This window comes from Phenylobacterium sp. (genome assembly GCF_030651755.1).
GTDB lineage: Bacteria > Pseudomonadota > Alphaproteobacteria > Caulobacterales > Caulobacteraceae > Phenylobacterium.
Window position 1 is genome coordinate 20,679 of record NZ_JAUSBZ010000143.1, and the last position, 8,864, is coordinate 29,542.

Here is an 8,864-nt window from a genome sequence, read left to right on the forward strand (position 1 = left end):
GCAGGCCTGGGCGGGCCGGCGCTCGATGGCCTATTCGGCGAGGCGTTCCAGCGCGTCCCAGCGGGTGACGCGGAAGCGACGGCAACCGTCGAACTCGACGACCGAGGCGCCCTGGAGCTGGGTGAGCATCCGCGACACAGTTTCAATGGTCAGGCCCAGATAGTCGGCCATGTCCTGGCGACCCATGGGCAGGGCGATGTGATCAGTGCTTTCGCGCTGAGCGAGATCCATGAGGAACGAGGCCACCTTCTCGCAGGCGGTTTTGCGGCCCAGGACCAGGAGGTGTTCCTGGGTGCGTTCCAGTTCGCGGCGGGTGGCCTGCCACAGGGCGCGGTCGAGATCCTCATCGCCGGCGAAGGTCTTCACCGCCGAGCGCTTCACCACCAGCAGGGTGCTGTCGCACAGCGCCTCGGCCGAGAAGCGATGCAGGTCGCCGGTCTCCAGGCCGACCAGGTCGCCGGCATAATAGAAGCTGCCCACCTGCCGGCGGCCATCGCTCAGCAGGCGCGTGGTGCGCACGGCGCCCGAGACGACGATGTAGAGGAGGTCAGCCTCCTCATCCTGGCAGAAGATCTCCTCGTCCTTGGCGAAATTCATTCGCAGGCCAAGCCGCTCCATCACCTGAGCGATGGCAGGGGTGGCGAGGGGGACGTCGGGGGCGTAGGCGAGGGTCATGGCGGATGTCCTTGAGCCGATGACCCCATCCTGGCCCGCACCGTCGTCGCCCGACATTCGTGGCGGCTACCTAAGTAGTCACCCGGAGGTCCCCGCGTTCGACCTGGCCGACCGGCGAGGGGCGGCGCCTCAGGCCTTGGTGGCCTTTCGGGCCGTCGCCGGCCTTGACCCTAATCAAGGCGAGGGCAGGTGGGCCTGGCCCAGGGTCGACGTTCAGGAGACAGCCCATGAACGCCACCGCCCCGTCTGCGCGAAAGATCCTGCTTATCAACGGCCATCCTGATCCCCGACCGGACCGGCTATGCTCGGGCCTGGCGAGCGCCTATGCCGAAGGCGCCCAGGCGGCCGGCCATCAGGTTCGGCGGATTGAGGTCGGCGCGCTGGCCTGGCCGCCGATCACCTCGCAGACGGACTTCATGGCGCCGGCCGTCGCGGAAGTCGCCGACGTCCAGGCCGCCGTAACCGAGGCCGATCATCTGGTCCTGATCTACCCGCTGTGGCTCGGCGCTCCCCCTGCGGCGTTCAAGGCGTTTCTGGAGCAGGTCTTCCGCTATGGGGTGGCCCTGGCGGCGCCGGGAGAGGCCAGGGGCGTCAAGGGACTGCTGGCGGGGCGCTCGGCCCGTGTGGTGGTCACCATGGGAATGCCAGGCTTCGTGTTTCGGCTGGTGTTCTTCGCCCATGGGCTGAAGTGCGTCAGTCGAGGTTTTCTCTGGATCTCGGGCTACCGGCCTGTCCGCGAAATGGCCCTAGGCCCCGTCGAATCGCCCAACCCGGCCCAGCGTCTGCGCTGGCTCGCCCGGATGCGCCGCCTGGGGGCCGCGGCGGCCTGAGGGTCAGAGGGGCAGGATTCGATGGATATGGCCGAGCAGCAGATCGCCCAGGAGCGGCTTTTCCACCAGTTGCGCCTGTAGCTGGGAGGCCCGCTCCCGCACGGCCGGGGCCGGGTTGCTGGTGATCAGAATGGCGGGCAGGCGAACCCCCCGATCACGGAGGGTCTGCAGGACATCCAAGCCGGACATGCCCTCCAGGCGGTAGTCGAGCACCAGGCAGGCGTCGCGATCGGGCAGGATCTGCGCCACCAACTCCTCGCCCGTGGCGCAGGACTCGACACGGTAGCCTTCGATTTCGAGGGAAAAGGTGAGCGCCTGACGCAGGGCCGCGTCATCGTCGAGCAGAACGACCATGGGCGCCGGGCGGATCAGGGTCATGGTCTCTGGAAGCATGGGTCACAGGGCGCGGGACGGGAGCGTCCAATCTAGGGGCGCTCCCAGCCTCGTCCTTGATGCAACTCAAACCCGACCAGATCGGCTGGCGTCTCAGCTCCGGACCAGCAGCACCATGCGGATCAGCTCCGAGAGCCCTCGGGCGCCGGTCTTGGACATGACATTGGCCCGATAGACCTCAACCGTCCTCGGACTGATGCCCAGTTCGTGGGCGATCACCTTGTTGAGCTTGCCTTCGACCACCCCGTCGAGAACCTCGTGCTCGCGCGGGGACAGGCTCTCCAGAATGGTCCGAATGCGCTCGCGCTCCGGGTCCTGGCTGCTGGTTTCCGCAGGAAGGTTGGCGTTGCGGATCGCCGTCAGGAGCGCGTCCTCCTCGAAGGGCTTCTCCAGAAAATCCACGACGCCGGCCTTCATGGCCTCTACGGCCAGGGGCACATCTCCGTGGCCCGTAATCATGATCACGGGGTAGGTTGAGCCCATGGATTTCAACCGTCGAACGAGTTCCAGGCCGGACATGCCAGGCATGCGGATGTCGGTCACGATGACCCCAGCCGTGGCCGTATCCAGGCTATCCAGGAACTGCTGGGCGGACTCATAAGTTTGGGCGCTCAATCCGGCGGTATCCAGCAGGAAGGCGAGGGACTGCCGCATCGCCTCGTCGTCGTCGATCACATGAACCACAGACTCAGTCATCAGACTCCAGATCCTCACGCCGAACTGCGCGCAGGGTGAAACGGAACACCGTGCCGCCGTCGGGATTGGGCTCGGCCCAGATACGCCCCCCGTGCGCCTCGACGATCGTTCGCGAAATCGACAGGCCGACACCCATACCTTGCGGCTTGGTGGTGACGAAAGGCTGGAAGAGCTGATCGGCCATTTCAGGGGCGATGCCGGGCCCGGTGTCGGCGACCAACACCTCGACCATGTCCTCTGGCGCCGCATAGGTGGCGACTGTGAGTTCTCGGGTGGGCGTAGCCTCCATGGCGTCGATCGCGTTGCGCATCAGGTTCAGCAGCACCTGCTGAACCTGCACCTTGTCCACCAGGACCAGATCAAGATCGTGGTTGAGCTGGAAGCGCAGACGAACGCCACGTTCCTTGGCGCCGATCATCGCCAGGGCGCCGGCCTCTTCCAGAAGCTGCGGCAGATTCTCGATCCGTCGGTCTGACTCGCCCTTGGACACGAAGTCCCGCAGTCGCCGGATGATGTGGCCAGCGCGCAACGCCTGCTCTGTGGCGCTGGACAGGGCGCCCTTGATCTTGTCGCGGTCGAGTTCCGGCGCTTCCAGCAACCGCTCGGACCCCTTCATGTAGTTGGCGATGGCCGAAAGGGGTTGGTTCAATTCGTGGGCCAGGGCCGAAGCCATCTCGCCCAGGGCGGTGAGGCGCGACACATGCACCAGTTCGGACTGGAGGTCCTGAACCCGCCGTTCTGTGCTCTGACGTTCGGTAAGGTCGCGGACGAAGCCGGTAAAGAACCGTTTTCCGGCGGTCTCCATCTCGCCGACAGCCAGTTCCATCGGAAAGGTCGAACCATCCTTGCGTTCGCAGACCACGACCCGGCCGATCCCGATGATCCGTCGCTCGCCGGTCTGCATGTAGCGTTGCAGATAGCTGTCATGCTGTTCGCGGTAGGGGCTGGGCATGAGGGCCGAGACGTTGCGGCCAATGGCTTCGTCGGCGCGCAGGCCAAACAGCCGTTCGGCCGCCACGCTGAACGAACGCATGAGTCCATGATCGTCGATGACGATCATGGCGTCGGGGACCGTCTCCAGGATGGAGCGGAGGCGCGCCTCGCTCTCGGCCAGATGCAGGATTGCCTCGGCCCCCTCGAGGGTGCGCCGCTGCAGGTGATGGCCGGCCACGGCGATGGCCAGCCCGCTGATGACGAAAAGCAGGCTGTCCACCTGGTTGGCGGCGCCCGCGAAGGCGGCGTGTCCCCCCAGGGCCCAGACACAGGCCATGCCGGCGAAGGTCGCAAGCAGCGCAGGCCCCGCGCCGCCCATGAGGCCGCCGACCACCGCGGCCGGCAGAAAAATCAGATAGATCGTGCGTTCCCCCACCAGGGGAAGGATGGCCACATAGAAGGCGGCTGACAGCGCGGTGGCGCCGGCGGCCCACACATAGCCCGTCCAGGCCGGCCTCCGAGCTGCGACGCTTTGCCAAGTCAGCCAGTGCATGGGGACATGCGGTAGAAGGGGGCGCGGCGCTTGGCAAGCTTATGGAGTAAGCCTGCCGGCCAGAGGGGTGGGCTGATGCGGTCTGGCGCGCGCGCCAGGCCCCTGGGGAGGCTGCGACAATGGACGAATTCCGATGGGCGTCCTTCCTGCTGGCCGCGGTGCTGATCGAGCTGACGCCAGGGCCGAACATGGGTTACCTGGCCCTGGTCAGCGCGCGTCGTGGCTGGGGCGCGGGCCTGCTGACGGTGCTTGGCGTGACCCTTGGGCTTGGCGCCCACATGCTGGCGGCCGCGGCTGGTCTCTCGCAGCTAGCGGTGGCTCAGCCTGTCCTCTACCAGGGCCTCCGCTGGGGCGGGGTGCTCTATCTTCTCTGGTTGGCCTGGGACGGCTGGCGGGGACGGGGCGCGTCCGCCGAAATCGAGGATTTATCGGCCGGGGACTGGCGCGATGTCCGCCGTGGCTTCCTCACCAATCTGCTGAACCCCAAGGCGCTGATCTTCTATGTGGCCGTGCTGCCAAGCTTCGCGCCGCCGCAGGCTCAGAACCCTCTGCAGGCTTTCCTCCTGCTGGGGGTCATGCACCTGAGCGTCTCGGTGGTCATCCACACCGCCATCGTCGCCCTTGGGGCGCGGGCCTATGGTTGGGCGACCAGGGCCGACCGGGCGCCCCAGGTGCAGGCCGCCTTCGCGCTTGGGCTTGTGGCGGTGGCGGGCTGGGTGGCCTGGAGCACCCGCGGAGGATAAGGGGGTTCTAGCGTTTTCCGCCGTTCGACCAGTTGCTCACCGCAAAGAGGGTGAAGGCGAAGGCGCCGAAGGTGGCGAGCACCAGGCCCAGATAAAGATCGTGCGCAGTCATGATGTTGCTCCTCTCTGACCAGACGGAGCATCAGGGCGGAGTTCTTGGGGGAAAATTCCGGTCTGGCGCCTAGGTAGGATTACGGAGGCGGCAGGGCGGCCATGGCTCAACTAGGATAGAAGGGTTGGGCGACCACACTGCGGAGACCGGCCATGCGTGACATCCTCATCATCCTGAGCCTTGCAGGCGCGCTCGCCTCCTGCGCCACCCCGCAGCCGGGACCACCGTCTCACCCCCTGAGTCCAGCCGCAGAGCGCGGACTCCAGTTCGTCACGCGGTCCTGCGCCGGATGCCATGCCGTCGGCTATGTGGGTCACAGCGCCAATGCGGTGGCGCCGCCCTTCGCCAGCGTGCGAATGCGCCATACCGCCATCGGATTGGAGCGCTCCCTGGCGCAGATCGCCCGGGAAGGTCACGGGGAAATGCCACCGATCTACATGACCGCCGCGGAGACGGCCGACATCGTCGCCTACATCGAGTCCCTGGAGCCCAGGGCGCAATAGCCGTGCGCGTTTCCGGCTAGTGGATCCAGCGGCTCCAGCCGCCATAAGATTCGCCAATGGGGCCCCGCCGGAAGGCCAGGGCGATGAGGGCGAGGCCGCAGATCACCCCGGCTGTGGTGTGGGCGGCTGAACTTTCGAAGGTGAAGGCGCTGACGATCAGCGCTGTTCCCAACAGGGGCAGGGCCAGGCGAGCGGTGCGGGTCACCTCGGCGGCGGCGATGGCCACCACGGTCAAGGCCAGGGCGCCGATGACGTGGTCGGCATGGGCGGCCATCCCCTCGGCGTCCAAGGTCAGCCTTGTGAACATGAGCCAGGCGCCGATCAGAGCGGCCAGGGCCAAGTTCCAAGGCAGGCTCACGCCGCCAGACGCCATGTCCTTGATGATCACGGGGAGCGGGCGGTCGAACGGGTCGGCCTCAGGCTCAGGGTCGCCCTCATCGGTGTCACCCATCAGGAGGGTCCGCAGAACCGGCTGGCCGGCCCGCTTGCGTCGCGCCAGGAGCTGCAGGCTCGCCAGCAATTCGTCCATCGCATAGGGGATCTGCAGCAGCATGGCCGCCGCCCCGATCAGGCACAGGGCGCACCAGGTCCCGATGATGATCGGCTGGATGATGATGAAGGCGATGGAGACGGCGCCCAGGGGCACGATCAGCAGGCCGAAGGCGATCACCAGCCAGGGCATGGTGCGCCAGCGTCGCCGTGAGCCGACCAGGCCGGTGACGATCTCCAGGGCGTAGACGAGGGCGCCCACCGCAGCATCCGGCACAGGCCAGGCCCGCGAGACGTCGGAGGTGATGACCGCCTCAGTTCCATTCCTTGGGTCTGGCCCCCCCGCGAAGAACGGGTCCCAAACCCTGTCGATGTGGCCGAGCTGATAGGCGGCCATGTAGAGCGAGACGAACAGGCCAATCATGGCCAGGGCGATGATCGGCAGGCGCTGGGCCCAGGTTGAGGGATTGTAGCTCCAGCCGGGCGGCGTCGCGGGGCCAGACAGTTCGGCCACAGGTGAGACGCCGGCGTCTGGCCGGAAGCCGACGGCCAGCCCCATGGTCAGCCCGCCCACCAGCATGCTGTTCAGGAAGGCGGCGGAGGAGGGGGACCAGAAGAGGATCGGGGCGACCATCACCCATAGGCCCACCGCCGCAGCCCCCCACCGGGCCAGCCACAGCCGGGGATTCAGCGCCAGGACGCCCAGCGTCATCAGGGCCAGACCGCTGATCACCTGGCTGAGGGTCAGCCCCGCATCGTCCAGCCCGATGATCGGCGGTGTCGCCACAAGCCAGGCGCCTAGCCCCATCACGACCATCTGGGCCCACCGCTGGCGGCCGTGGGCGACGTTGAAGGCCGTCTCATGGCGCCGGCGCACATCTTCGGCGTCCAGAGACTTGGCGCTGGCCGCCTCCATCCAAGCCGGGACCGGTACGCCATTGGCCCGGCGCCAGCCTTCGGGATCCTCCTTCAGGGCGGCGATCAGGTGGGGGAGTTCGTCCTTCAGGTGATGGCGGGGGCGCCAGTCCAGCAGCTTGGCCGCAAGGCCGATGTCCAAGGCGTAGTGGTCGTCGGCCATCTGGACCATGAAGGGCCGGATGAATGGCTTTTCCCCCTGGTCGAGGGCGTCAGGAATGACCGCCTCCAGCTTCTCCTGAGCCCAGGCGCCGGCTGCCGCGATGGGCTTGGGGGCTTGCAGGGTCAGCCAGTCCTCACCGTGGATCAGCTGGCCGATCTGATCCTGCAGGTCCTGATAGGAGACCGCCTCGGCCTCGCCGATCAGGATGGCGGCGCCCCCAGGCAGGCGGTCACGGCGGTCCACGGCGCGGACGAAGGCGTCGACCATATCGTCCTTGTGCAGCATGGACTGGCCGACTTCGGTATCGCCGGAATAGAGGTGGCTCTCCAGGTCCCGACCGTAGATCCGGGCGATCTGATGGGAGAGTGTCGGGACCGCGGTTCTGTCGTCATAGACGCCCGCCAGCCGCAGCAGGAGAAAGGGAATCGACCCGGCGTTCTCCGCCACCGCAGCCTCCGCAGCGGCCTTGGACCGGGGATAGATCCACTGGGGGTCGAGGGGCTGGGTCTCGTCCAGGCGTTCGCCGGGGCTGACCGGGGCATGCACCAGCATGGTGCTGGCATAGATGAACTGTTCGACCTGGAAATCCTGCAACACGCCCAGCAGCCGCCCTGTGCCCTCGACGTTCAGCCCTTGATAGAGGGGGTGATCTTCGCCGGTGAAATCAAAATAGGCCGCCAGGTGAATGACGCTGGCCAAGCGCGCTCCGTAGTCGCGGCGCACCTGTGACAGGGCTGCGGCGACAGAGTCGTCGGAGGTCAGGTCAGCCTCAATCAGGGGGTAGTCCTGGCCAGACCCTTCCAGGTCGAGGCCCACCACCTGATATCGATCCGCCAATCCGGCGGCGAGGGCGGCGCCCAGATTGCCTGCGGCGCCGGTGATCAGAACAAGCGGCTTGGAGGTGGGCGATCGAGAATCGCCGGCGGCGGTTGGCGGCATGGCCAAGGGCGAGGCTCCTCGGACTGGGGGCCGGCGCTAGAGGCTGAACAGGGCGGCGACGACCAGGGTCACGACCAGCGCCCCGGCGGCGATCACCCAAAGGTTGGGCGGCAGACGCACGCCTGGCGCTCCAGGATCGGGCCGCGTGGGCAGGTCGTCCCTGACAGGGTGCTGCGGGTTGGGGGGAGGGGCGTGGGCGCCGCCAGCCTCTGCGTCAGCCGAGGCCGGCGCCGCCCCGGGGTCCAATACGGGAACGGCGGCGTTGTGGTCCCGTTGGCGCCACTGATCGTCCTTGGTCTGAAGCGGGTGGGTCATGAGGCATGAACCCGCGCTTGCCCGGCAGGTTCCGTCACTGGCCATGACCTTCTTCGCCCCGGTGATGTTCGCTATGACCTCCGGCGGTCTCGGCGCGGGCGAAGACCTCTTCCTGACCATCCCCATCGAGATCGGCCTTGGCGTCGGCCAGGTCGGCCTCGGCTTCCGCCAGAACGGCGCGCAGGGCCTCGGCCTCGCTGGCGGCCTCAATGACCCGCCGACGGAGGGGTTCGGCGTCCGGTCGCAGGCCCAGTCGGACTTCGATCACCCATTGGGTTGTCATGCATGGCTCCTGGCGAAGTTCTCGTTAGGACAACGTGGGTCGGTCCCGACGGCTCCGCCTGAGGCCAACGCGCAGGCGCGAAAAAGGGCCGACGCAAGCGTCGGCCCTTCTGTCGTTCTGAAATCTGAAGCGGTTTAGGCCGCTTGCAGATTGGCCGCCGACATCTTGCCGTTGCGGGCGTCACGCTGCATTTCGAAGCCAAGCTTCTGGCCCTCATGCAGGGAGGCCATGCCGGCGCGTTCCACGGCCGAAATGTGAACGAAGACGTCAGCGCCGCCGTCGTCCGGTTGAATGAAGCCGAAGCCTTTTTGGCCGTTAAACC

The 8,864-nt window shown here is 67.1% G+C and carries 11 protein-coding genes; 3 read left to right on the plus strand and 8 right to left on the minus strand.

Annotated elements, in window-relative coordinates; genetic code table 11:
- Window positions 1-30: 30 nt before the first annotated feature.
- Window positions 31-675 (minus strand): helix-turn-helix domain-containing protein, encoded by a 645-nt coding sequence (locus tag Q7V15_RS13505; RefSeq protein WP_304756227.1) that lies wholly within the window; start codon window positions 673-675, stop codon window positions 31-33.
- Between the two features lie 227 nt (window positions 676-902).
- Between Q7V15_RS13505 and Q7V15_RS13510 the strand changes: the two genes are divergently transcribed.
- On the plus strand, window positions 903-1,505 hold the full coding sequence (locus Q7V15_RS13510; protein ID WP_304756229.1) for an NAD(P)H-dependent oxidoreductase: 603 nt from the start codon (window positions 903-905) through the stop codon (window positions 1,503-1,505).
- Window positions 1,506-1,508: 3 nt separating this feature from the next.
- Here the strand turns inward: Q7V15_RS13510 and Q7V15_RS13515 are convergent, their stop codons facing one another.
- The 3 genes from Q7V15_RS13515 to Q7V15_RS13525 all read right to left on the minus strand — a co-directional run bounded on the left by Q7V15_RS13515 (window position 1,509) and on the right by Q7V15_RS13525 (window position 4,080).
- Window positions 1,509-1,883 carry a response regulator transcription factor gene (locus tag Q7V15_RS13515; protein WP_304756230.1) on the minus strand — a complete coding sequence of 125 codons (375 nt, stop codon included), beginning with the start codon at window positions 1,881-1,883 and terminating at the stop codon, window positions 1,509-1,511.
- A 108-nt stretch (window positions 1,884-1,991) separates the two neighbouring features.
- Window positions 1,992-2,594, minus strand: coding sequence for a response regulator FixJ (gene fixJ / locus Q7V15_RS13520; protein ID WP_304756231.1), 603 nt, complete (start codon window positions 2,592-2,594; stop codon window positions 1,992-1,994).
- On the minus strand, window positions 2,587-4,080 hold the full coding sequence (locus tag Q7V15_RS13525) for a PAS domain S-box protein (RefSeq protein WP_304756234.1): 1,494 nt from the start codon (window positions 4,078-4,080) through the stop codon (window positions 2,587-2,589). Before Q7V15_RS13525 ends, fixJ begins: the two co-directional genes overlap by 8 nt.
- 119 nt (window positions 4,081-4,199) lie before the next feature.
- On the opposite strand from Q7V15_RS13525, the gene Q7V15_RS13530 reads away from it, so the two are divergent.
- Both Q7V15_RS13530 and Q7V15_RS13535 read left to right on the plus strand, forming a co-directional pair.
- Entirely contained in the window at window positions 4,200-4,823 is a 624-nt protein-coding gene (locus tag Q7V15_RS13530) for a LysE family translocator (RefSeq protein ID WP_304756235.1), read from the plus strand.
- A gap of 264 nt (window positions 4,824-5,087) precedes the next feature.
- Entirely contained in the window at window positions 5,088-5,438 is a 351-nt protein-coding gene (locus Q7V15_RS13535; RefSeq protein ID WP_304756236.1) for a cytochrome c, read from the plus strand.
- Between the two features lie 16 nt (window positions 5,439-5,454).
- Here Q7V15_RS13535 and Q7V15_RS13540 read toward each other — a convergent pair whose 3' ends face one another.
- From Q7V15_RS13540 to Q7V15_RS13555, 4 genes are all read right to left on the minus strand, one after another.
- Complete coding sequence (locus Q7V15_RS13540; RefSeq protein WP_304756240.1) at window positions 5,455-7,944, minus strand: vitamin K epoxide reductase family protein; 2,490 nt, start codon at window positions 7,942-7,944, stop codon at window positions 5,455-5,457.
- A gap of 36 nt (window positions 7,945-7,980) precedes the next feature.
- Entirely contained in the window at window positions 7,981-8,259 is a 279-nt protein-coding gene (locus tag Q7V15_RS13545) for a hypothetical protein (RefSeq protein ID WP_304756237.1), read from the minus strand.
- Between the two features lie 34 nt (window positions 8,260-8,293).
- Window positions 8,294-8,542, minus strand: a complete 249-nt coding sequence (locus Q7V15_RS13550; RefSeq protein WP_304756238.1) for a hypothetical protein — start codon at window positions 8,540-8,542, stop codon at window positions 8,294-8,296.
- Window positions 8,543-8,676: 134 nt separating this feature from the next.
- Window positions 8,677-8,864: cold-shock protein (locus Q7V15_RS13555; protein ID WP_304756239.1), on the minus strand; the 188-nt coding region annotated here is incomplete at its 5' end.